Consider the following 22,673-nt stretch of genomic DNA (forward strand, 5'->3'; position numbering starts at 1 on the left):
GTGTGCGGCGCCGGTCGTGGTGGGTCTGGCGGGAGCAGGCGAGGGACGAGCCTGCGGATGGGAGACCGGCGCCGCACGCCCCCACCGCCTCCCGGAGCCGAGCCGACACCCGAACCCGAACCCGACACCCGAACCCGAACCCCGTCACGCCCACGTCGCCGACGCAGACGACGACGCGCGCCCACCCCGGGGGGTGAGCGCGCGTCGTCGGGAAGCGGTGCGGCGGACCTCAGCGGTCGGCGACGGGGGTGTAGTCGCGCTCGGTGGCGCCGACGTACACCTGGCGCGGACGGCCGATCTTCGTCTGCGGGTCCTTCATCATCTCGCGCCACTGCGCGATCCAGCCGGGCATGCGGCCGAGCGCGAAGAGGGGCGTGAACATGGCGGGCGAGAAGCCCATCGCCTTGTAGATGAGGCCGGTGTAGAAGTCGACGTTGGGGTAGAGCTTGCGCTCGACGAAGTAGTCGTCGCCGAGGGCGATCTCCTCGAGGCGCATGGCGATGTCGAGGAGCTGGTCCTTCTTGCCGAGCGTCGACAGGACGGCGTCGGCGGACTTCTTGACGATGGCGGCGCGCGGGTCGTAGTTCTTGTAGACCCGGTGGCCGAAGCCCATGAGGCGGACGCCGTCCTCCTTGTTCTTCACCTTCTTCATGAAGGTGTCGACGTCGTACTCGGCGTTCGCGATCTTGTCGAGCATCGTGAGGACGGCCTCGTTGGCGCCGCCGTGGAGCGGGCCGGAGAGCGCGTTGACGCCGGCGGCGACGGAGGCGTAGAGGTTCGCGTGGGAGGAGCCGACGACGCGCACGGTCGACGTGGAGCAGTTCTGCTCGTGGTCGGCGTGGAGGATGAGCAGCTTGTCGAGCGCGTCGACGACGACCGGGTCGGCCTCGTACTGCTGGTACGGCGTCGCGAAGGTCATGCGCAGGAAGTCGTCGACGTAGCCGCGCGAGTAGTCGGGGTAGAGCAGCGGCTCCCCGACGCGGCGGCGGTGCAGGTAGGACGTGATGGTGCGCGTCTTGGCGAGCAGGAGGACGGTCGCGAGCTCGACGGTCTCGTCGTCGAACGGGTCGAGCGACTCCGGGTAGAAGGTCGACAGCGCGTTGATCGCCGAGGAGAGCACGGCCATCGGGTGCGCGTCGCGCGGGAACGTGCCCATGAACGTGCGGAAGTCCTCGTGCACGAGCGTGTGCCGGTTGACGCGCTCGACGAACGCGTCGAGGGTCGGCGCGTCGGGCAGCTCGCCGTGGATGAGGAGGTAGGCGACCTCGAGGAAGCTGGACTGCTCGGCGAGCTGCTCGATGGGGTAGCCGCGGTAGCGCAGGATGCCCTCGTCGCCGTCGATGTACGTGACGCTCGACTCGCAGGACGCGGTGTTCATGAAGCCCGGGTCGACCGTGACGAGCCCGGTGGACTTGAGCAAGGAGGACACGACGATGCCGTCGTTGCCCTCGGAGGCCTCGACCACGGGCAGGTCCTGGGCCTGGTCGTCGACGAGGAGGCGGACCGTCGCCTGGGATGTGGTGGTCATGGTTCCCTTCCTGCTGCTGCTCGCGCCGTTGCCGCGCGGTCGACCGTACCCCGCGTCACCCGCACGTGACCAATCCGGAACCGTCACGAGACCGCCACCTGATGGTGACGGAGGTCACACCACGAGCGCGGTGTCGGAGAGTCGAGCCGAGGCCTCGCGGACGCGCTCGTCGGTCGCGGTGAGCGCGACCCGGACGTGGCCCGCGCCCGCGGTCCCGTAGAACGATCCCGGTCCGACCAGTATGCCCAGGTCGGCGAGCGCGGACACGGTGCGCCAGCAGTCGACCGGCTCGTCGCCGGCCGGGCGCGACCACAGGTACAGCCCGGCCTCGGAGCGGTCGACGACGAGCCCGGCGCGCTCCAGCGCCGGCAGCAGCGCCTCGCGCCGTCGCGCGTACACCGCGCGCTGCGCGGCGACGTGCGCGTCGTCCGTGAGCGCCGCGACCGTCGCGGCCTGCACGGGGGCCGGCACGATCATGCCGAGGTGCTTGCGCGTCGCGAGCAGGTCGGCGACGAGCCGCCCGTCGCCGGCGACGAACGCGGCGCGGTAGCCCGCCACGTTGGACTGCTTCGACAGCGAGTAGGTGACGAGGAGCCCGTCGTGCGACCCCCCGCACACGGCCGGGTCGAGCAGGCTCGGGACGCCCGTCGACGCGAACGGCTCGGCCCAGGCGAGCTCGGCGTAGCACTCGTCGCTCGCGACGACGGCACCGATCTCCCGGGCCGCGGCCACCACGCGGGCGAGGTGCGCGGCGTCGAGCACGCCTCCGGTGGGGTTGCTCGGCGAGTTGACCCACACGAGACCCACGTCGGGCCGCCCGGCCCAGTCCTCGACGTCGTCCGTCGCGAGCGCGACGGCGCCGGCGAGGCGTGCGCCCACGTCGTACGTCGGGTACGCGGCGGCCGGGTGCACGACGACGTCCCCGGGCCCGAGCCGCAGGAGGGACGGGAGGAGCCCGACGAGCTCCTTGCTGCCGACCGTGGGGAGCACGGCGTCGGGGTCGAGACCGACGACGCCGCGGCGTCGGGCGAACCAGTCGACGACCGCCTCGCGCAGCGCGGGCGTGCCGTGCGTCGTCGGGTAGCCGTGCGCGTCGGACGCCGCGGCGAGCGCGTCGCGGACGACGGCGGGCGTCGGGTCGACCGGCGTGCCGACCGACAGGTCGACGAGGCCGCGGGGGTGCGACCGCGCACGGGCCGCGTACGGACCGAGCGTGTCCCACGGGTAGGCGAGGCCGGAGAGGTCGGCGAGCCCCATCGTGCGGCCGGTCAGGCCTGCGGCGGGAGCGCGGCGATCATCGGGTCGTCCTTCTCGATCTGACCCATCTTCGCGGCACCGCCCGGCGACCCGAGGTCGTCGAAGAACTCGACGTTCGCGCGGTAGTAGTCGCTCCACTCCGTGGGGACGTCGTCCTCGTAGTAGATCGCCTCGACGGGGCACACCGGCTCGCACGCACCGCAGTCGACGCACTCGTCCGGGTGGATGTACAGCGAGCGCTTGCCCTCGTAGATGCAGTCCACGGGACATTCCTCGATGCACGCCTTGTCCTTGACGTCGACGCACGGCTGGGCGATCACGTAGGTCACGACCGAGAACCTTTCTGGCGGCGTTCGAGCCCGGTGCGGCGAGGCTGCCGGGTCACGTGGGGGGCACGTGCCCCCGGCGGCGCCCGCTCGCGGGCACGGAGGGCATGCCCGTCTAGTATCGCTCAGGTCGGGCGGTGGTCGACCACCGAGGACCAGCCAGTGGACGGACGTGACATGACCCACGCATCAGGACCGGCCGGGCAGCACGCCGGTACGGGGCCCCGGTCCGCCTGGGAGCCCGGCACGCGCGTCGTCGTGCGCCGGCGCCTCGGCCACGCCGAGGTGGCGGCCGCGGAGGGCAGGACGCTCACGGACGTCATCGGCGTCGTGGTCCGCACGACGCCGGACCTGCTCGTCCTGCACGAGGACGCGGGCGGGGGCCTGCCGCACCCCGGGCACGGCCCCGCGGACCCGGGGCCGGTGCTCGTCGAGGTCCCGTGGGCGGACGTCGTCGCGGGGAAGGTCGTCCCGCCCCGCCCGGCACGCCGACCGGACTGAGGTCAGCGCACGACGACCGCGTCGTCACGGACCGCGACGACGACCCGGCCCTGCGCCCCGAGGTCGGTGAGCGTCCGGCGCCACCGGCCCTGCTCGTCGAGCACGACGTCCTGCGGCTCGTGCTGCTCCGACCGGTCGACCCGCACCGGGTCGGGGCGGTCGAAGAACTCCCCCACCGGGCCGTTCGACTCCAGCGCCTCGACGAGCCGTTCGAGGTCGCGCACGACGACGCGCAGCGCCGAGGCCACCCACGCCGCATTGTCCGTGACCATCGCCTCGGTGCGGCGCGGGTCGGTCCGGGCGACCCGGGTCGTGTCGCGGAAGCTCCCGGCGGCCAGGCCGAGCGCGACGTCGCGCACGGGCGCGTCGGCGACCACCCCGAGGAGCTCGGTCGCGAGCACGTGGGGCACGTGGCTGACGAGGGCGGCGGACTCGTCGTGCACGTCGTCCGTGACGACGTGCGCCGTGCCGCCGAGCGGACCGGTGACGAGCCGCAGCACCGTGGCGAGGGCGTCGGCCCGGGTCGACGCGTCGACCGTGACGGCCCACCGCGCGCCGTCGAGCATGGCCGCGTCCGAGGCGGCGAACCCGGAGCGCTCCGTCCCCGCCATGGGGTGCGCACCGACGTACCGGTCGTCCAGGCCGGCCGCCCGGACCGCCTCGCGCACGGCGCCCTTGACGCTCCCCACGTCCGAGACGACCGTGCCGCCCCGCACGTGCCGGGCGACCTCCGACGCCACGGTCCGCATCGCGCGCAGCGGCACGGCCAGCACGAGCACGTCCGGCTCCTGGGCGCACAGCGCGGCGAGGTCGGGCGCGACGCGCAGGCCCGCGGTCCGGGCGGCGGCGCGGGTCGCGTCCGTCGCGTCGTGGCCCGTCACCCGGACGCCGCGGTCGTGCAGCAGGCGGGCGAGCGACCCGCCCACGAGCCCCAGCCCCACGACGCCGACGGTCGGCCGCGCGTCGGTCACCACAGCAGGCCTCGCGCGACCTCGGCGTGGGACGACGACCCGGCGACGCTCCCCACGGGGACGTGCGCGGCGTCCACGTCGGCGTGCACCGGCTCGTCGAGCTCGCCGCGCACGGGGACGACGCCGAGCGTCTTCAACGAGTCGCCCGCCGCGAGCAGGTCCGCGAGGACCGCGCGGACCGGCGGCTCCCACGGCGCGCCGTCGACGGTGAGGACGAACACGTAGGCGCCCGCGACGCGGTGGACCCGCTTGAGCGGGCGCGTGATGAGGCTGGACATGTTCACGCCGCGCTCGCCGAACGACCGCGTGATGCGGGCGAGCACACCCGGGCCCGTGACGACCGGGGTGACGGCCAGCATCGTGCGCCACGCGCCGTCGTGCCGGTCGCGTGCCGAGGCGAGCAGCCCGGGCGCCGCGGCGCGCGGCGCGAGGACGAGGAAGCGGGTCCGGGCGCCCGCGAAGTCCTCCACCGCGCGCTCGTGGGTCTGCAGGCCGTACAGCTCGCCGCAGATGCTCGGGCCGAGCGCCACCTGGTGCGGGCCCGCGTCGCGGCAGGCCGCCGCGTTCGACGCGGCGGGTACCGGGCGCAGGCCGGAGCGCGTGACGAAGCCCTGGCACTGGGCGAGTCCGTGCGGGTGCGCGGACACCTCCGTCAACGCACCGTGGTCCGGCCGCACGAACGCGTCGAACGAGATGTCGAGCACGACCTCGTCGACCGCCACGACGGCGTCGCTGCCGACGATCGCGTCGAGCGACGGCACGACGTACCCCTCGACGGTGTTCTCGATCGCGACCACGCCGTGCGCGCGCGACCCGTCGGCGACCGCGGCGAAGACGTCGGCGACCGACCCGAGGGCGACGAGCGGGGCGTCGCCCGCGTGGCGGACCGCCCAGCCCGCGGCGGCCTGGTGCGTGAACGTCCCCTGCGGGCCGAGGTAGCCGACGCCGCTCACGCCGGCGCGCGGTCGGGCTCGGCCACCGGGACGGGGCGGGGCGCGTCCGCCGTCGCCTCGGCCCAGCGCGGTGCCAGGGCGTCCGGGCCGGGGACGAACTCGTGGCCGGGCAGGACCGCGAGGACGCGGTGGGCGACACCACGCTCGTCGAACCCGCCGACCAGCGCGTCGAGCACCTCCGCGTCCGGGCAGGAGAACGCGGTGAAGAAGATGTGCGGCCCGGCCTGCGAACGGTGCGAGCGCAGGTGCTGGAGGTCGATCCCCGCCTCCGCGACGAGCCCGAGGGTCTGCTGCAGGGACCCGCGGTGGTCGTCGCGCGGCCCGAAGGCGAGCCAGACCTGCGCCGCTCCCGCGACGCGCGGCGGCGCGTCGGCCGACTCCAGCAGGCCGTACCAGACCGGGGAGCCCTGGGCGAGCGCCTCGCTCCCGGGCAGCTCCGCGAATCCGAGGACGTCCAGCGCCGGGGCCACCGACCGCTCGACGACCAGCGTGCCGTCGGGCCCCGCGAGCGCGACCCGCTCGTCGAGCGTGGTCCGGCTCGGGACCAGACGCGGGCTCATCCCCATCGTGCGGAGCACGTGGCGGCGGTCGCGCATGCCCGCCTCGTCGACCACCACGGGGCCGGACGCGTCGTGCGCACCCGACGACCTCCCGACCCACACCCACTGGGCCGGGACGGCGACGGCCGACGTGAGGACGAGCGAGCGGGGCGCGGCGAGGAGCGCGCGCTCCAGCTCGTGCGACGGCTGCGCGGGGTGCCCGAGGTGCACGACGGCCGCGAGACCGTCGATGCTCGCGACCGTCGCGAGCGTCGCCGACGTCGAACCGAGGTCGAGCAGCGCCTCGGCGTCCGACGCCGGCCCCTCGACCCACCCCGCGGCCGTCGCCGCGAGCAGGGCCTGCGACCCCGACTCCCGTTCGCTGCGTCCGAGCACGTGCCCTCCTCGTCGGTCCGCGCTCACGGAGCGCAGACCACCTCGTTGTCCGGCTTGTAGGTCCAGTGGTCGGCCTCGTCCTTCACGAGCTCGCCGTCGCGGTAGACCTTGCGGTACGTCGTGATGGAGAAGCCGGGGTTGCCGGCCGGGGTCGGCTCGCAGTCGGGGCCCGAGTGGGTCACCGTCGTGGGCTCGACGACGTTCGACTTCCCGCTCGACGTCGTCTCCACCTCGTAGTACTTCGTGCTCCACACGGCGACGTGGAGCTGGCCACCGCCGACCCACGACTGCATGAGGACACCGTACGGGGTGTCGTTCTTGAACTTCAGGTCGATGGAGCCGACGAAGATGGTGGCCTCGCGGCCCGCGGGGTAGCGCGAGAACCAGTAGCTGTGCTGGCGGTGCTCGACGTCGTCGAGGCCGGCGAAGAACGCGGCGTTGTACGTCGTGGTCGCCATCTGCGACAGGCCGCCGCCGACCCCCTCGGTGTGCATGCCGCTCTGGACGATCCCCGCCGAGTGGTACCCGCCCGCGAGCGTGATCGGGGACAGCGCCTCCGTGAGCGAGAACGTCTCTCCCGGCCGGACGAGCTGCCCGTTCACCTTGCTCGCCCCGACCCGCAGGTTCTCCGTCCGCAGCGCGTTGGCCGTCAGGGGGGTGGAGAACTCCGAGACCTTCTCCTTCACCCCGAGCTCCTCGAGCGCGGCCCGCGACTGCTCGGGGTCGCTCTCGACGAGCTCGACGGCCGCGGTGCGCTCGTCGCCGGTCGCCGCGGTGCCGACCGCCGCCGCGATCTCCTCCGGGTCGATCGTCGTGCCGGGCTCGCCGCCCTCGATCACGGGCACGCCGCCGGAGAACACGAAGTGCGCGTCGTCCGGGGTGGTGAGCAGGTCGTTCGTCCGGTCGACGACCGCCTCGACGAGGCCGGGCCCGTCGAACGTGAGGGCCAGCGCGCCGTCCGTGGGCGTGTACGACGCGGTCGCGGCGAGCACCTCGGCCGGGATCTCGGGCGACTGGCCGCCGACGGACACGACCACGGGTGCGGACACGACCTGCTGCGCCTCGGCGAGCGCGGCGTCGGTCTCCTCCTGCGTGATGGTCGGCGCGACGGGCTCCGTCTCGAGCTCGATCGGCCCCTCCGTCACGAGCCATCCCGCGACGATGTCGTCGTGGGCGGCGTCGGCGACCAGCGCGGTGCCGTCGGACGCCGGGGTGGCGGTGGGCTCGCCGTCGACGAACTGCACCGTGCCGTCGACCGGCTCGGCCTCGAGGCTGCCCCGCAGCGTCTCCACCTGGGCGTCGAGCGCAGCGTCGTCGACCTCGACGACCGGGACCTCGTCCCGTCCGCCCGTCAGGTGCTGCCACAGCCGGACCGGGTTCATCGAGAAGGCCGTGAGCTCCTCGACGGTCGCCGCGGCGTCGAAGGTCAGCCCGGCGGTCGCAGGATCGAGCGTCGTCGTCGCCTCGCCCGCGGCGAGGGTCACGGGCTCCGCGGCGCGCGCGCCGAGGGTGGCCTCGAGCTCGTCCTGCGCCGCGGTCCGCGTCATGCCGCCGACGTCGACGCCCGCCACCGTGGTGCCGCTCGGCACCTTGTCGGAGTAGTACCACTGGGCGCCGGTGTACAGGCCGCCGAGCACCAGCACGCCGACGCCGGTCCACAGCAGCCCGCGGACCCAGCCGCGGCGCGGCGGGTCCTCCTCGAACCCGTCGAACGGCGACGTGACCCGCTCCTGGTCCGGCGGGACCGGACCGAAGCCCCCGGCGGACGGCGCAGCGTCGCCGGGTGCGGCGGCAGCGGCGGCGGCCGGAGCGGCGCCCTCGCGCGTCGACACCCGCACCGGAGCAGGCCGCTCCCACGGCGCGACCGGCGGCAGCACCTGCGTCTCGTCCGCGGGCGCAGGACCGGTGGGTGCGGGCTCGGTGGGTGCGGGCTCGGTGGGTGCGGGCTCGGTGGGTGCGGGCTCGGAGGGTGCGGGGTCGGTGGGCGTGGGGTCCGCGGGTGCCGGGGTCGGGCCGCCGTCGGGCGACGTCACGGGGGCGGCCGGCTCCGCGGCGTCGGGCGCGGCCTCGCCGTCGGGCAGCGCCACCACAGGCATCACCCGGGTGTCGTCGTCCGCCTCGTCCGCCTCGTCCGCCTCGTCCACGTCGGGCGGCGTCGCGGCGGCCTCGGCCTGCGGGTCGCGCGGTCCGTCCGCGTCGTCCGGGCGCACGACCGCGGACACGCTCGGGTCGAACGCGAAGACGCGCGGGACGTAGGGCGCGTCGTCGTCCCCGTCCGTGCCCGACGCCGCGGGCACGCCCTGTCCGTGCCCGGCACCCTCGCCCGCGGGAGCCCCGGCGTCGGCGGGCTCGTCCACGGCAGGCTCGGTGTCGGCAGGCTCCGTCTCGTCGGGCGCAGCGTCGGCAGGCTCGGTGTCACCCGGCTCGCTCGCGGCGGACGCAGTGTCGGCCGCCACGGTCTCGGCCGGCGCGGTCTCGGCCAGCGCGGACTCGGCCGGCGCGGACTCGTCGCCCTCGCTCGTGACGGGGGCGGTCTCGTCCGGACCGCTCGGTGCTGCGTCGTCGGAGGCGACCGGCGCACCGGTCGCCGCACGCTCGGCGGGCTCGTCCGTCTCCGGCTCCCCGGCCGTCTCGACGGCCGCGGTGGCGGTCGTGGTGGCGGTCGGAGCGTCGACACCGTCGGAGCCGGAGTCGCCCCCGGCAGCACCCGGGTCGTCGGACGGCGTCTCGTCGTCAGGCGTCCCGTCGGCAGAGTTCTCGTCGGCAGAGTTCTCGTCGGCGGAGTTCTGGTCGGCCTCGTCGGGGAGGTCCGCGTCGTCGCGCCCCTCGGGTGCCGCAGCTCCGGGGGCCGCGGTCTCCTCCACGGGTCCGGCGTCCGTCGCCGGGTCGGGTGCCGTCGTCCGGTCCTCCGCCGAGGACGCGTCGACCGCAGGGGTCTCCCCGGGGACCTCTGCGGTCGTGTCGAGAGCTTCGTCTCGCTCGGTCGGCTGACCCATCCAACAGTCTCCGTGACGACAGGCGCGCGGCGTCCGCGCGACGACGAGTGGGGTGTGCGGTGGCCCGCGGGCCCAGTCTATCCGGGCCGATCTATACCTGATGTCCGCTCTGCCCGGCCGGCCGCTCGTGGAGCGCGGTCCGGACCGGTCGCTCGCTGAACCACGAGCGCGGCAGGAACGCGGCGACCGCCACGACGAGCATCCCGCCGTAGATCCAGACGTAGCCGACGACCTGGCTGGGCACGAGCACGTCCCCGCCCGGCCCTTCGAGCGCGAGGAGCTGGACGACGGCGACCCATCCGACGCCGTAGCCGACGAGCCCGGCGAGGCCGGACCAGGCGCGGGCGAGCACCCCGCCCGCGAGGACGGCGAGCAGCGCGAGCACGAGGCCCAGGTGGAGTACCCGCAGGTCGACGACCGGCGCGCGGTGCGCGACGGTGCCGACGAGTCCGACGACGGACCCGACGAGGCCGCACGTCACGGCTCGGGCGACGAGGCGTCCGGTGCTGGTGTCCACCGGGAAAGGCTACTGCCCCGGTGGGCCCGGATCCGGGGAGCCAGGGAGAGCCGCTCGGGAGGGGAGGTAGAACTCGTGTGAAGGCAGGGGCGCCAGCACGTCGTTGCTCAGGGCGTACCACCCGACGAGAGCGTCGGCCGGCTCGTCCGCGACGCCGACGTGCTGGACCTGGGTGGCGTGCGCGCGCAGGGCGGCCACGACGGCGTCGAGGACGGGCGCGACGGGCACCTGGCGCGCGCCCGGTGCGCGCTCGGCCGCGTCCGGGACGACCAGCGGCGGGAGCTGCTCGTCCGGGTCCGGGAGCGCGACGGGCGCGCGGGCGAGCAGGTCGCGCACCCCCGCGAGACCGGGCAGGGCACGGCGGGCCGCGCGGACCGCACCCTCGGGCGCGACGACCGTCCACAGCGGCGGCACCGCGGTGCCGTCGGCGACGAGCAGGGCGAGGGCCCGGACGGTCACCTCGTGCGCGCGCACGTGGTCGGGGTGCCCGTACCCGCCGCCGGACTCGTAGGTCACGACGACGGCCGGTCGCCGGTCGCGCACGACCGCCGCCAGTCGACGGGCCGCCTCGTCGAGCGGGACCGCGACGAACGCGCCGTCCGGCAGCTCGGCCTCCGCGGCCGCGCGGGCGATCCCGGGCGCCGCCCACGCCATGCCGGAGTCGGTGTACCGCGCGGCCGGGACGCCGTCGGCCGCGGGGTGCTCCCGCGCGGCCGACGTGTCGAGGAAGACGTGGTCCCGCACGCCCAGGGCGGCGAGCGCGCGGGCGAGCTCGCCCTCGCGGTGCGCGGCGAGCCGCGGACCGTCGCCCTCCAGGTGCCCGACGCCGGTCGGGTGCGCGGGCGTGTCGATCACCTCGCCCCGCTCCCCCCGCGTGCACGTCACGACCGTGACCCGCTGGCCGGCGGCCGCCCACGTCGCGAGGAGGGCGCCCGAGGCGAGCGTCTCGTCGTCCGGGTGGGCGTGCACGGCGAGCAGGCCGCCGTCGGGCACGACGGCGACGGCGCCCGCGAGCGCCCCCCACGTGCCGTCCGCGGCGCCGACGCCGCCCCGGGCCGCCACCGGGACCGTCAGGCGCGCTTGGCGCGCGAGACCGCGCGGGCGCGCTCGGTCTGGTCCAGCAGCACCTTGCGGATGCGCACGACCTCCGGGGTGACCTCGACGCACTCGTCCTCGCGCGCGAACTCCAGCGACTCCTCGAGCGTGAGGTGGCGCGGCGGGATGAGGTTCTCGAAGTTGTCGGCCGTCGAGGACCGCATGTTCGTGAGCTTCTTCTCCTTGGTGATGTTCACGTCCATGTCCTCGTTGCGCGAGTTCTCGCCGACGATCATGCCCTCGTAGACCTCCTGCGTGGGGTCGACGAAGAACGAGCCGCGCTCCTGGAGGTTGATCATCGCGAACGGGGTCACCTTGCCCGCGCGGTCGGCCACGAGGGAGCCCGTCGTGCGGGTCTCGATCGGGCCGGCCCACGGCTCGTAGCCCTCCGAGATGGACGACGCGATGCCGGTGCCACGGGTCTCCGTGAGGAAGCGCGTGCGGAAGCCGATGAGCCCGCGCGCCGGGACCATGAACTCCATGCGGATCCAGCCGGTGCCGTGGTTGGCCATCGTCTCCATGCGGCCCTTGCGCTGCGCCATGAGCTGCGTGACCGCGCCGAGGTACTCCTCGGGGACGTCGATCGTCATGCGCTCCATCGGCTCGTGGGTCTTGCCGTCGATCGTGCGCGTGACGACCTGCGGCTTGCCGACCGTGAGCTCGAAGCCCTCGCGGCGCATCTGCTCGACGAGGATCGCGAGCGCGAGCTCGCCGCGGCCCTGGACCTCCCACGCGTCGGGGCGGTCCGTCGGCAGGACGCGCAGCGACACGTTGCCGACGAGCTCGGAGTCGAGGCGGTCCTTGACCTGGCGGGCGGTGACCTTGTGGCCCTTGCCGCCCTTGCCCGCGAGCGGCGACGTGTTGATGCCGATGGTCATGGAGATGGCCGGGTCGTCGACCGTGATGAGCGGCAGCGGGCGCGGGTCGTCCGGGTCGGTGAGCGTCTCGCCGATCGTGATGTCGGCGATGCCTGCGACGGCGACGATGTCGCCGGGCGCCGCCGAGTCGGTCGGGACCCGGTCGAGCGCCTTCGTCTCGAGCAGCTCGGTGATCTTCACGTTCTGGATCGAGCCGTCGTGGCGCGCCCACGCGACGACCTGGCCCTTGCGCAGCGTCCCGTTGAACACGCGCAGGAGGGCGAGACGCCCGAGGAACGGCGACGCGTCGAGGTTCGTCACGTGCGCCTGGAGCGGCGCGCCGTCGTCGTAGGTCGGCGCGGGGATCGTCGACAGGATCGTGGTGAACAGCGGCTCGAGGTCCTCGTTCGCCGGGAGCTGGCCGTCCACGGGCTGGTCGAGCGACGCGCGGCCCGCCTTCGCCGAGGCGTAGACGACGGGCACGTCGAGGATCGCGTCGAGGTCGAGGTCGGGCACCTCGTCGGCGAGGTCGCTCGCGAGACCCAGCAGCAGGTCCGTCGCCTCGGCGACGACCTCGGTGATGCGCGAGTCGGGGCGGTCGACCTTGTTGACGACGATGATGACGGGCAGCTTGGCCGCGAGCGCCTTGCGGAGCACGAAGCGGGTCTGCGGGAGCGGGCCCTCGCTCGCGTCGACGAGGAGCACGACGCCGTCGACCATGGACAGGCCGCGCTCGACCTCGCCGCCGAAGTCGGCGTGACCCGGGGTGTCGATGACGTTGATGGTGATGCCCGCGGGCTCGCCCGCCGCGGCCGCCGCGGGCCCGGCGTACCGGACCGCGGTGTTCTTCGCGAGGATCGTGATGCCCTTCTCGCGCTCCAGGTCACCGGAGTCCATGACGCGGTCGTCGACCTGCTGGTGTGCCGAGAACGCGCCGGACTGGCGCAGCATGGCGTCGACGAGCGTGGTCTTGCCGTGGTCGACGTGGGCGACGATCGCCACGTTGCGCAGGTCGGAGCGCACAGACATCTACGGTTCTCATTTCATGGGGTCGACGGGGGCGACGTGCGTCCGGCGTCTCGGCGACGCCGCGACCGGACGGGTCGCGGGCGCTGCTCGACGCACGGGTCTCGCCCGGGCGCGACCATCCTACCGGGTCGGGTGCAGGGTCCCGCCCGTCGGCACCGCACGGGCCCCGCCCGTCGGCGCGGGTCCTCGTCGCGACGGCCCCTCAGTGCGGCGCCTGGCCGCCCCGTCCGCCGGGCCGGCGCCGCAGCGCCCTCCACCGGTTGGGCCGGTCGGGGTACAGCTCCTCCCACTGCTCCGAGAAGGTCTCGGTGACGCGGTCCGTGACCTGCTCGGCCAGGGCCGCGCGGGCCTGGCGCCTCTCGACGCGCAGCATCGCCGCGTGCTCGACGCGCAAGGCCTTGATGGTGGACACGGCCATGCCGATCAGGACGACGGAGAACGGCAGCGCGATGAGGATCGCGGCGGTCTGGAGGGCTTCGAGCCCACCCGCGAGCAGGAGGGCGATGGCGAGGAGGCCCTCGACGACGGCCCAGAAGACCCGGCTCCAGGTGGGAGGGTTCGGGTTCCCCCCCGACGCGAGCATGTCGACGACGAGCGAGCCCGAGTCGGAGGACGTGACGAAGAACACGACGATGAGGAGGATCGCGGCGACGGACAGCAGCGTGCCGAGCGGCAGGTCCCCGAGGAGCTGGAACAACGCGGTGTCCTGGTTGACCGCGCCGTCGTCGAGCATCGATCCCGGCTCGGTGATCTCCCGCTCCAGGCCGGAGCCGCCGAAGATCGCGAACCACAGCGTCGTGACGATGGTCGGGACGAGCAGGGTGCCGAGGACGAACTCGCGCACGCTGCGTCCTCGGGAGATCCGCGCGATGAAGACACCGACGAAGGGCGCCCAGGAGATCCACCAGCCCCAGTAGAAGATCGTCCACGACGACTGCCACTCGAGACCGACGTCCCCTTGGAAGGCGGTCGTGTCGAACGTGAGGCGCACGAAGTTCTGCAGGTAGTACCCGAGCGACTGGACCCACTCGCGCAGGAGGAAGAGCGTCGGCCCGAGGACCAGGACGACGACCGCGACGGCGCCCGCGAGCATCATGTTGCCGTTCGACAGCCACTTGATGCCCTTGCCGAGGCCCGAGACCACGGAGAGCGTGGCGACCGCGGTGATCGCCGCGATGAGCCCGATCTCGAGGGCGAGGCCCGGCTCGACGACGTCGAGGTACCCGAGGCCGGCCGCGATCTGCAGCACGCCGAACCCGAGCGACGTCGCGACGCCGAAGACGGTCCCGATGATGGCGACCACGTCGATGACGTTGCCCAGCCACCCCTTGACCCGGTCGCCGAGGAGCGGCTCGAGCGCCCACCGGATCGACACGGGGCGTCCCTTGCGGTGGATCGCGTACGCGAGCGCCAGCCCGGCCACGACGTAGATGGCCCACGCGTGGATGCCCCAGTGCAGGAAGCTCTGCCCCATCGCCGCCTGGGCGAGCACGGCGTCGCTGCCCTCGACGCCGGGCTTCGGGCTGACGTAGTGCGAGAGCGGCTCCGCGACGCCCCAGTACACGAGCCCGATCCCCATGCCCGTCGCGAAGAGCATCGCGAACCACACGGGCAGCCGGAACAGCGGCTCCTCCTCGTCCTTGCCGAGGATGATGTCACCGAACCGGCTCACCCCCATCCACACGGAGAACACGACGAACGCCGCGACGATGAGCACGTAGTACCACCCGAAGACCCCGATCACGTCCTGCTGGAGCGTCTCCATGACGGACGTGACGGCATCGGTGAACAGCACCGTCGTGAGGACGAAGAGCAGGATGAGGCCCGCCGCCGGGTAGAACACGGGTCCGTACGGCCGGCCCGACCGCTCGGACTCCTCGCGGGGCGTCCGGCCGCCGCTCGGCGCCGCGCCCTCGTGCGGTGCGGTCGCCGTCGAGGTCGGGCCGTCGTCAGGAGCAGTACCGTCGGTGCTGGTCATGCGACCAGGCTTCCCCCGTCGGTGCCACGCGGCAACTCGTGGCCCGTCAGGTCGCGGGGACCACCCTGCCGTCGTGCAGCTCGACGACGCGGTCCGCGCGCTGCATGAGGATCGGGTCGTGCGTGGACACCACGGCCGCGACGCCGCGCCGGTGGACGACGTCGCGCAGCAGGTCCATCACGGTGGCCGCGGTCCCGCTGTCGAGCTGCCCGGTGGGCTCGTCGGCCACGAGGATCGCCGGCTCGGCGACGAGCGCGCGGGCGATCCCGACGCGCTGCTGCTGCCCGCCGGAGAGCTCGTACGGGCGCTGCGCGGCGTGCCCGTCGAGCCCGACGAGCTCGAGAGCACGCTCGACGCGCTCCGACCGCTCGCCCGGGTCGACGCCCTGCAGCCGCAGCGGCACCTCGACGTTCTCCGCGGCCGAGAGCACCGGGACCAGCCCGAACGACTGGAACACGTAGCCGATCTCGCTCCGCCGCACGGCGAGGACGTCCTTCTCCGGCATGGTCGACAGCTCCCGCTCCCCCGCGAGGTGGACGCGGCCGGTCGTCGGCCGGTCCAGCCCGCCGAGGATGTTGAGGAGCGTCGTCTTGCCCGAGCCCGACGGGCCGCGCACGACGAGCAGCTCCCCCGGGTAGGCCTCCAGGCTCACCTCGGTCAGGGCGTGCACCTGGGTCGCCCCGTCGCCGAACACGCGCCCGACACCGACCGCCCGCAGCGCCCAGGTCCCTGCCCCGGACGCCGTCGTCGACGACGGGTCCGTGCCGTTCGTGGCGCTCACTGCCTGCTCCCCTCGTCCTGCGCCCGCGGCGCGTCCGGCCACACGCCCACGTGGTCCGTCTCCAGCGCGAGACGCACGCGGTCGCGCAGGTCGAGGCTCGCGACGAAGTCGGGCGGGAGCTGGAGGCGCCCCACCCGGTCCAGGACCGCGAACTCCTCCGCGACGTGCCGCTCCGAACCGTGCTCGTCGACCTCGGTGCGGCGCAGCACCTCCGTGGAGGTCCGCCCGTCGCGGATCTGGACCGTGCGCAGGACGTGGTCGGACACCGTGGGGTCGTGCGTGACGATGAGCGTGGTGACCCCGAGCTCGGCGTTCACGCCCCGCATCGCCTCCAGGACCTCGACCGACGTCGCCTCGTCCAGCTCGCCCGTCGGCTCGTCCGCGAGCAGCACGCGCGGGGAGTTCGCGACGGCGACGGCGAGCGCCGTGCGCTGCTGCTCGCCCCCCGACATCTGGTCCGGGCGACGGTCGCGCACATGGCCGATCTCGAGCAGCTCGAGCAGCGCATCCGCGCGGGCGCGGCGCTCGCGCGTGCCGAGGTCGCGCGCCAGGGTGAGCGGCACCGCCACGTTCTCCGCGGCGGTGAGGTACGGGAGCAGGTTGCGGCTCGTCTGCTGCCAGACGAACCCCACCGTGTGGCGCTGGTAGCGCACGCGCTCGGACCGCCCCATGGTGAGCAGGTCGGTCCCCGCGACGACGGCCGAGCCCCCGGTGGGCCGGTCGAGCCCGGACAGGATGGTGAGCAGCGTCGACTTGCCCGACCCGGACGCGCCGACGACGGCGACGAGCTCGCCGGGGTCGACGCGCAGGTTCAGGCCCTGGAGCGCCTGGACCTCGATGCCGTCGGCGGAGAAGATCCGCACGAGGTCCTGGCAGCGGATGTCCGGCTCGGTCGCCGGCGCGGGGGTGCTGGCCGTCATGTCATCTCTCCTCACCGATGCGCAGCTGGGCCGCGACGTTCGTGCGCCTGCTCAGCGCCGTGGAGACGCCGACGGCGGCGGCCACCACGACCACGAAGGCGCCCACGACCACGCCGAGCAGGAGCGGGTCGACGGCGAGCGCCGGCTGGGCGGCGCCCCCGGTGAACGGCGTCAGGTCGACGCTCGCGAGCACGAGCGCCGGGACGGCGACGCCCAGCACACCGCCCACGAGGAGCGCCGTCACCGCCCACGGGCCGATCTCCCAGGCCACGAGCCCGCGCGTGCGGCGCGCGTCGAGCCCGAGGGTGCGCAGCACCGCGACCAGGGCGGCGCGCGCGGGCGCCCCGATCATGAGCGTCATGACCACCGCTCCCGCGCACAGCAGGGCCGAGAGCAGGACGGCCACGACGAAGGCCGTGCTCATCCCGCGCGCCGCGGGCGAGTCCACGAGCTCGGCGGAGATCTCGTCCGGGCTCGTGATCGACGACGGCGGCAGCACGTCGGCGACGGCGGCCCGCACGGCGGCCGGGTCGGCGTCGTCCTCCAGGGACAGCAGCGCGACGCGGGGCCGGAACGTCACGTCGAGCGCCTCGGCGGCGAGCGCGCGGTCGACGACGACGAACTGGCGGGTCGGCCCGAGGCCGGGCACGGGCCCGGTGGTCGCGACGACGTCCACGGGGGCCGACTGCGACGCGACGAGCGTGACGTCGCTCGCGCCCGGGGCGACGCCCAGGTCGGCGGACACGACGAGCGGCAGGGTCGACCCGTCGTCGGCGAGCGACCCCGGCAGCGTCACGGCCCCGGGGACGTCGTCCTGGACGGCGGCGAGCTCGGCGGCGTCGACCGCGAGGACGGTCACGCGCTCGCCCGAGACGCCCCGGCGCAGCGGCAGCTCGCCCGCGTCCGTGACCGTCGCGACCCGCTCGACCCCGTCGACCGCGAGCAGCCGCTCCACCGCGTCGTCGTCGGCGACGGGCCCGCTCACGCGCACGTCGGCACCGACGGTGTCCCATGCGAGCGTCTGCACGCCCGAGCGCACCGTCGAGAAGAGGACGCCGCTGGACACGGCGACGGCGACGCCGACCACGAGCGCCAGCGCGGGCACGACGCCGCCCGCAGGGTCCCGCACGGACCGCGCCGCGCCGAGGAACGGGACGAGGTCGCGCCGCGCGCGGAACGCCCGCTCGAGGGCCCGCACCGGCCACGGGTACAGGCGGAGCGCGACGACGCTGGTCGCGAGGGCGAGCAGGAGCGGCGCGGCGGCGAGCAGCGGGTCGACGCCCGCGCCCGCGGCCTGCGCGTCGGTGCCGAGGAGCACGCCGCGGCGCAGCAGCAGGACGACCGAGACGGCCGCGGCGGCGACCACGACGACGTCGACGAGGGCCCGCCGGCGCCCGGGCGACGTCCCCAGGTCGGAACGGGTCTCGCGCAGGCCCGCGGGCGACGTCGTCAGCGCGAACGCCGCCGCGGGCGCGAGCGCCGCGAGGAGGGCCGGGACGAACGTCGCGAGTCCGACCGCGCCGCCCCCGGCGGACGGCGGGGTCGCGACGACCGCGAGCACCGCGCCCAGCGCGGCCGCGGGCAGGCCGAGCGCCAGCCCCTCGCCGCCCATGAGGCCGCGCAGCTGGACCCCGGACGCGCCGCGCGCCCGCAGCAGGGCGAGCGAGCGTCGCCGTCGCGAGACCACGAGCCGCGCTCCGAGGGCGAGCACGGCGACCGTGACGCCGAGCGGTCCCACCGCGACGACCGCCAGCACCGCCGACGACGCGCGCTGCTGGGCCAGCAGCGACTCGAGGACGTCCGTCATCTCGCTCGCGGGGGTGAGCGTGAACGCACCCCCCTCGACGACGGGGTGGGGCGTCGCGGTGAAGCCGCGGAGCTGGGCGAGCAGCAGGGACACGTCCGACGCCTCCACGCCCGCGCCCGTCACCGGGTACCAGACGCGCGTCGTCGGGTCGAGGAGGAACGCGGCGTCGGCCGACGCCGGGTCGAGGTACAGGGCGGTGCGCGCGGACCGTCCCAGGTTGAGGTCGTCGACGACCTGCGGCGCGGCCGAGTACGGGTTGTGCTGCCAGTACTCGGCCTCCGGGTCGTCGGCCTCGAACACGCCCGTGAGGCGCACCGCGGTGAGCGCGTCCATCTCGTGCACGTCGCCCACCGACCAGCCGAGCACCTCGGCCGCCTCGGCGGACGTCACGACGTCGAGCTGCTGGGCCGTCACGGCGCGCACCTCGCCGGACGCGTCGACGCCCGCCGCCGCCCCGGGTGTCGCCGACGCCTCGGTCACCGGACCCGGCCACGCGCCGTCGACCAGGGTGACGTGCTCGGCGAGGTGCGGGTCGACCTTGAGCGCCCCGGAGGGGAAGCGGACGTCGTTGCCCGGGATCTCGGGCAGGGTCCGTGCCTCGTCCTCGACCGTGAACGCCGGGTCCCCGAGCGCGGTGCGCAGCGGCTCCGCCTGGTCGTCGCGCAGCTGCGCGAGTCCCTGCGCGAAGGCTCCCCACGTCGCCTCGACGTCCGGGTCGAGCCCGGTGACGCCCGCGGGGTCGGCGGGGCCGACGTCGGGCACCGTCTGGCTCACGGCGACGACGTCGCGCTGCAGCGCCGTGGAGGTCGACAGGACGTGCTCCACCTGCGCCGTGTCCGTCGCGGCGACCGCGCGCGGCCAGGCGGTGACCACCGCCGCGACGAGCAGCACCACCACGGCGAGCGCGACCGAGACGGAGCGGTGGGCCGCGAACTGGCGCGCCGCGAGGCGTGCGAGCGTCATCGGGTCTCCTCCCGGTACTCGCCGTCCAGCGCCTGCGCGCGCACGCGCCCCGCGACCACGCCCGCCACGGCGACGAGCCCCACGAGGAGGGCCACGACGACGATCGCGGTCGGGACCACCGCCGCGGCGAGCGGCACGGGCAGCACCTGCGCCGCCTCGCCCAGCGTCGCGCGCGCGAGCGCCGGGACGGTGAGCGCGGCGACCCCCGCCCCGACGAGCACGCCGAGCACGAGCGACGCCACGGTCACCGCCAGGAGCTCGAGCGCGCGCCCGCGGGCCTGGGCCGACGCCGGGGTGCCGAGCGCGCGCAGCACCATGACCTCGGCGCGGCGCGACCGGAGCAGGGCGGAGGCGACCGCCAGCACCCCCGCGAGCGCGAGGACGACGGCGCCCGCCGCGGCCAGCCAGAACGCGACCCGCACCGGCGCGGAGACGTCGGGGCCGGCGTCGGCCCCCGCGACGGTGACCTCGACGTCCTGCGCGCCCTCGTCGCGCGCGAGCCCTGCCGCCGCCGTGCCGAGCGCGTCGCGCCCCGTCGGGTCCTGCGCGCCCAGCCACACCTCGTCCGGGCGCGGGACCGCCTGGAGCGTGCGGAGCAGGTGCTGCAGGAGCGTGCCCTGGTCCGCGAGCACCGCCGGGCGGTCCACCGCGCCGGGCAGGGCGTCGACGACGGCGGAGACGCGCACGGGGACGTCGACCCCGGCGAGCGTCAGCTCGGTCTCGTCGCCGGGGGCGAGGTCGTACCGCTCGGCCAGGGGGGCGGGGAGCGAGACCGGGACCGGCTCGCCCGCCTCGGTCGCGGGCAGCACCCGGAAGGTGAGCGGCAGGCCGTTCGCCGTGAGGTCCGCCGCGAACCCGGCGCCGCCCGCCCCCTCCACGACCGCGAGCTCCTCGCGGACGAGACCCGCGACCGGGCCCCAGCCGTCCCCGAGCCCGACCTGCTCCTCCCCCGACGCCGTCGCGGCGGCCACCGCGTCGACCGTGAGCTCGACCCGGGCGGGCATCGCGGGCGTCCCGGCCTCGACGTCGAACCCCACGAGCCGCCAGCGTCCGGGCCCCGGGAGCTCTCCCTCGACCCTGTGCGACGACGGCGCCGCGCCCACCTGCGCGTCGCCGTCGGGAGCGTAGGACAGGTCGAGGGCGGTCAGGGGAACCCGGCTCAGCGCGCCCGCCTCGTCCGCGACCCACGCGACCGTCCGCAGCGTGCGCGGCTGCTGCACGTCGTACCAGTACCACGGCATGTCGGGCGTCACCTCGACCGTGAGCGCCGCGGACGCCGTGACGTCCAGGACGATGCCCGTCGTGTCGTCGGGCAGGGCGGTGCCGGCGTCGGTCGTCCCTCCGGCGAGCCCGTCCGCGAGCTCGTCGACCGTGCCGGCCGGGGCCGTGAGCACGTCCTGCGCCGCGCCCGCGTCGAGGGCGAGGAGCGCGACGGGATCCTCCCCGAGGACGGCGGGACGGTCGAGCACGGTCGTCGCCCCCGAGGCCCCGTCCAGGTCGGCGTACCGGGCGACGACCGGCGGGTCCGCCGTGCCCGTGACGCCGACAGGGCCCCCGACCACCACGCGGACGTCCGCCCCCGTGCGCAGCTCGGCGACCGCGTCGCGCAACGCGACCGTGGTGCCCGCGTACACGCCCGCGAGGGTCCCCGACCCCGCGGCGAGCACCACGAGGACGACGGGCACCGCGACCACGACGAGGCGCCGCGCCACCTGCCGCGCGGCGAGCACCGCGGTCAGCCGGGGACCGCGGGCCGCCAGCCGCTCCGCGAGCGCGGACACGGGGCCGAGCACCGCGGTGGTGACGAGGGCGAGCACGACGAGCACCGTCGCAGGGGCGAGCACCGCGAGCAGGTCGACCTGCGCCGCCCCGCCCGTCGTCACGACCGGGGAGCCGTACCGCAGCAGCTGCCACAGGCACAGCCCCGCGAGCGCGGCCGTGAGCACGAGCGTGCCGACGGCCGCCGCGGTCCGTGCACGACCCGAGCGGTCCGACACCTGACGACGGGCGACCGTCCGCGCCTGGTGCCACGCGACCGCCGTGACGAGCAGCGTCCCCACGACCGCCGCGGCCCCCGCGACCAGCCACGGCACCGCGACCTCACGGACACCGCTCGCCGTCGCGGCGAGCAGGACCTGTGCGCCCCCGGCCCCCAGCAGGGCCCCCGCGCCGACGACCACGGCGCCCTCCGCGGCGGCCCAGGCGCCGAGCTGGTCGGTGCGCGCCCCGCGCGCGACGAGCAGCGCGACCTCCGACGCGCGCGTCTGCGCGAGGAGCCGCGCCACCTGGACGAGCGCGACGACGCTCACGACGACGAGCAGCGCCACCGGGACGAGCGTCACCGCGGCGGCGGCCCGCAACGCCGTGCGCGCCTCGGTCGCCGTCGTCGCGAGGTCCCCCGCGACGGTGATCCCGCGGACCGCGACCAGGTCGTCCTGGCGCAGCCGGTCACGGACCGACGCGGCACCGGCCGCGGCGTCGAGGTCGGCCGCGTCGACGCGTGCCGCGTCCGGGACGACGGTCCACCGGACCAACGGGTCGGTGTCGAGTCCCGCGAGCGTCGCGTCCGTCACGAGGAAGGGCCCCGCGACGCCGCCGTCCGACCCCGCCGTCGTGAGCGGGTCGTCGAACCAGCGCGGGTCGTCCGGGCCGGTCGGGTGCCACGTGCCGACCACCGTGAGCTCCGTCCCCGGTGCGTCCTCGGGGTCGCTCGCGGACCGGTCGACCACGACGACGTCGCCCACGGCGACGCCCAGGGCCTGCGCCGCGGACGCCTGCAGCGCGGTCTCGCCGCCCGCCGTCGGCCACGCGCCGTCGACCTCGGCGACCTCCGCGACCGACGGGTCCACCTCCAGCACCGCCCGGTCGGCCGCCGCGGCGGCGTCCGGGGAGCCCGGGACCTCCAGGCGCAACGGCTCCGTCCGCACCGTGCGGTGCACGTCCAGCGGGACGCCGGGAAGCTCGGCCTCGACCACCTCGCGCACCCGGGCGTCCTGCGCCTGCGCGTCGTCCGCGAGACGCGTCTGCACCTGCACGGCACGCGCCGTCGTCGCCGCCGAGCCCAGCGCGTCCCGGGCGCCCGTCGTCGCTGCGGACTGCACGTAGCCCACGGTCGCCCCCACCGTCGCCACGATCGTCGCCGCGAGCAGGAGGACGGTCACGAGGAGACCGGTCTGCGCGCCCGAGCGACGCAGCGCGAGCACCGTCGGTCTCACTGCCCGGTGCCTCCCCCCTCGGACGCGTGGACGTGCCGGGGCCC

16 protein-coding genes are annotated in these 22,673 nt (G+C 75.4%); 1 reads left to right on the plus strand and 15 read right to left on the minus strand.

Going from position 1 to position 22,673, the window contains the following annotated elements:
• Positions 1-229: 229 nt before the first annotated feature.
• The 3 genes from LGQ04_RS08125 to fdxA all read right to left on the minus strand — a co-directional run bounded on the left by LGQ04_RS08125 (position 230) and on the right by fdxA (position 3,114).
• Entirely contained in the window at positions 230-1,528 is a 1,299-nt protein-coding gene (locus tag LGQ04_RS08125; RefSeq protein ID WP_229243194.1) for a citrate synthase, read from the minus strand.
• 114 nt (positions 1,529-1,642) lie between these two features.
• Positions 1,643-2,785, minus strand: coding sequence for a succinyldiaminopimelate transaminase (gene dapC / locus LGQ04_RS08130; protein ID WP_229243195.1), 1,143 nt, complete (start codon positions 2,783-2,785; stop codon positions 1,643-1,645).
• 11 nt (positions 2,786-2,796) lie between these two features.
• Positions 2,797-3,114, minus strand: a complete 318-nt coding sequence (gene fdxA, locus LGQ04_RS08135) for a ferredoxin (protein WP_229243196.1) — start codon at positions 3,112-3,114, stop codon at positions 2,797-2,799.
• A 174-nt stretch (positions 3,115-3,288) separates the two neighbouring features.
• Here fdxA and LGQ04_RS08140 point away from each other — a divergent pair, with 174 nt between their 5' ends.
• The gene (locus tag LGQ04_RS08140; RefSeq protein ID WP_229243197.1) at positions 3,289-3,612 is read left to right on the plus strand and encodes a hypothetical protein; all 324 of its coding nucleotides are present in this window, start codon (positions 3,289-3,291) and stop codon (positions 3,610-3,612) included.
• A 2-nt stretch (positions 3,613-3,614) separates the two neighbouring features.
• On the opposite strand, the gene LGQ04_RS08145 is transcribed toward LGQ04_RS08140, so the two are convergent.
• The 12 genes from LGQ04_RS08145 to LGQ04_RS08200 form a co-directional block, all read right to left on the minus strand.
• Positions 3,615-4,583 carry a prephenate dehydrogenase gene (locus LGQ04_RS08145; RefSeq protein ID WP_229243198.1) on the minus strand — a complete coding sequence of 323 codons (969 nt, stop codon included), beginning with the start codon at positions 4,581-4,583 and terminating at the stop codon, positions 3,615-3,617.
• Positions 4,580-5,536 carry a prephenate dehydratase gene (locus LGQ04_RS08150; protein ID WP_229243199.1) on the minus strand — a complete coding sequence of 319 codons (957 nt, stop codon included), beginning with the start codon at positions 5,534-5,536 and terminating at the stop codon, positions 4,580-4,582. The genes LGQ04_RS08145 and LGQ04_RS08150 overlap by 4 nt, the downstream gene beginning before the upstream one ends.
• Entirely contained in the window at positions 5,533-6,471 is a 939-nt protein-coding gene (locus LGQ04_RS08155) for a hypothetical protein (protein WP_229243200.1), read from the minus strand. The genes LGQ04_RS08150 and LGQ04_RS08155 overlap by 4 nt, the downstream gene beginning before the upstream one ends.
• A gap of 23 nt (positions 6,472-6,494) precedes the next feature.
• Positions 6,495-9,467, minus strand: a complete 2,973-nt coding sequence (locus LGQ04_RS08160; RefSeq protein WP_229243201.1) for a VanW family protein — start codon at positions 9,465-9,467, stop codon at positions 6,495-6,497.
• Between the two features lie 91 nt (positions 9,468-9,558).
• Complete coding sequence (locus LGQ04_RS08165; RefSeq protein WP_229243202.1) at positions 9,559-9,984, minus strand: DUF6113 family protein; 426 nt, start codon at positions 9,982-9,984, stop codon at positions 9,559-9,561.
• Positions 9,985-9,993: 9 nt separating this feature from the next.
• Positions 9,994-11,046 (minus strand): PIG-L family deacetylase, encoded by a 1,053-nt coding sequence (locus LGQ04_RS08170; RefSeq protein WP_229243203.1) that lies wholly within the window; start codon positions 11,044-11,046, stop codon positions 9,994-9,996.
• Positions 11,047-11,054: 8 nt separating this feature from the next.
• Entirely contained in the window at positions 11,055-12,965 is a 1,911-nt protein-coding gene (typA, locus tag LGQ04_RS08175; RefSeq protein WP_229243204.1) for a translational GTPase TypA, read from the minus strand.
• A gap of 202 nt (positions 12,966-13,167) precedes the next feature.
• On the minus strand, positions 13,168-14,943 hold the full coding sequence (locus LGQ04_RS08180; protein ID WP_229243205.1) for a BCCT family transporter: 1,776 nt from the start codon (positions 14,941-14,943) through the stop codon (positions 13,168-13,170).
• Positions 14,944-14,989: 46 nt separating this feature from the next.
• Positions 14,990-15,724 (minus strand): ABC transporter ATP-binding protein, encoded by a 735-nt coding sequence (locus LGQ04_RS08185; protein ID WP_372470013.1) that lies wholly within the window; start codon positions 15,722-15,724, stop codon positions 14,990-14,992.
• Positions 15,721-16,644 carry an ABC transporter ATP-binding protein gene (locus LGQ04_RS08190; RefSeq protein WP_229243206.1) on the minus strand — a complete coding sequence of 308 codons (924 nt, stop codon included), beginning with the start codon at positions 16,642-16,644 and terminating at the stop codon, positions 15,721-15,723. Before LGQ04_RS08190 ends, LGQ04_RS08185 begins: the two co-directional genes overlap by 4 nt.
• Position 16,645: 1 nt before the next feature.
• Complete coding sequence (locus LGQ04_RS08195; RefSeq protein ID WP_229243207.1) at positions 16,646-19,414, minus strand: FtsX-like permease family protein; 2,769 nt, start codon at positions 19,412-19,414, stop codon at positions 16,646-16,648.
• Complete coding sequence (locus LGQ04_RS08200) at positions 19,411-22,629, minus strand: FtsX-like permease family protein (protein ID WP_229243208.1); 3,219 nt, start codon at positions 22,627-22,629, stop codon at positions 19,411-19,413. Before LGQ04_RS08200 ends, LGQ04_RS08195 begins: the two co-directional genes overlap by 4 nt.
• Positions 22,630-22,673: the final 44 nt, after the last annotated feature.

Origin of the sequence: Cellulosimicrobium marinum, from assembly GCF_020551945.1 — a bacterium.
Taxonomy (GTDB): domain Bacteria; phylum Actinomycetota; class Actinomycetes; order Actinomycetales; family Cellulomonadaceae; genus Cellulosimicrobium; species Cellulosimicrobium marinum.

Coding starts and splice junctions, on each gene's coding strand:
- LGQ04_RS08125 (WP_229243194.1), bottom strand. CDS start 1,528: ATGACCACCACATCCCAGGCGACGGTCCGCCTCCTCGTCGACGACCAG.
- dapC (WP_229243195.1), bottom strand. CDS start 2,785: ATGGGGCTCGCCGACCTCTCCGGCCTCGCCTACCCGTGGGACACGCTC.
- LGQ04_RS08140 (WP_229243197.1), top strand. CDS start 3,289: ATGACCCACGCATCAGGACCGGCCGGGCAGCACGCCGGTACGGGGCCC.
- LGQ04_RS08160 (WP_229243201.1), bottom strand. CDS start 9,467: ATGGGTCAGCCGACCGAGCGAGACGAAGCTCTCGACACGACCGCAGAG.
- typA (WP_229243204.1), bottom strand. CDS start 12,965: ATGTCTGTGCGCTCCGACCTGCGCAACGTGGCGATCGTCGCCCACGTC.
- LGQ04_RS08180 (WP_229243205.1), bottom strand. CDS start 14,943: ATGACCAGCACCGACGGTACTGCTCCTGACGACGGCCCGACCTCGACG.
- LGQ04_RS08190 (WP_229243206.1), bottom strand. CDS start 16,644: ATGACGGCCAGCACCCCCGCGCCGGCGACCGAGCCGGACATCCGCTGC.
- LGQ04_RS08195 (WP_229243207.1), bottom strand. CDS start 19,414: ATGACGCTCGCACGCCTCGCGGCGCGCCAGTTCGCGGCCCACCGCTCC.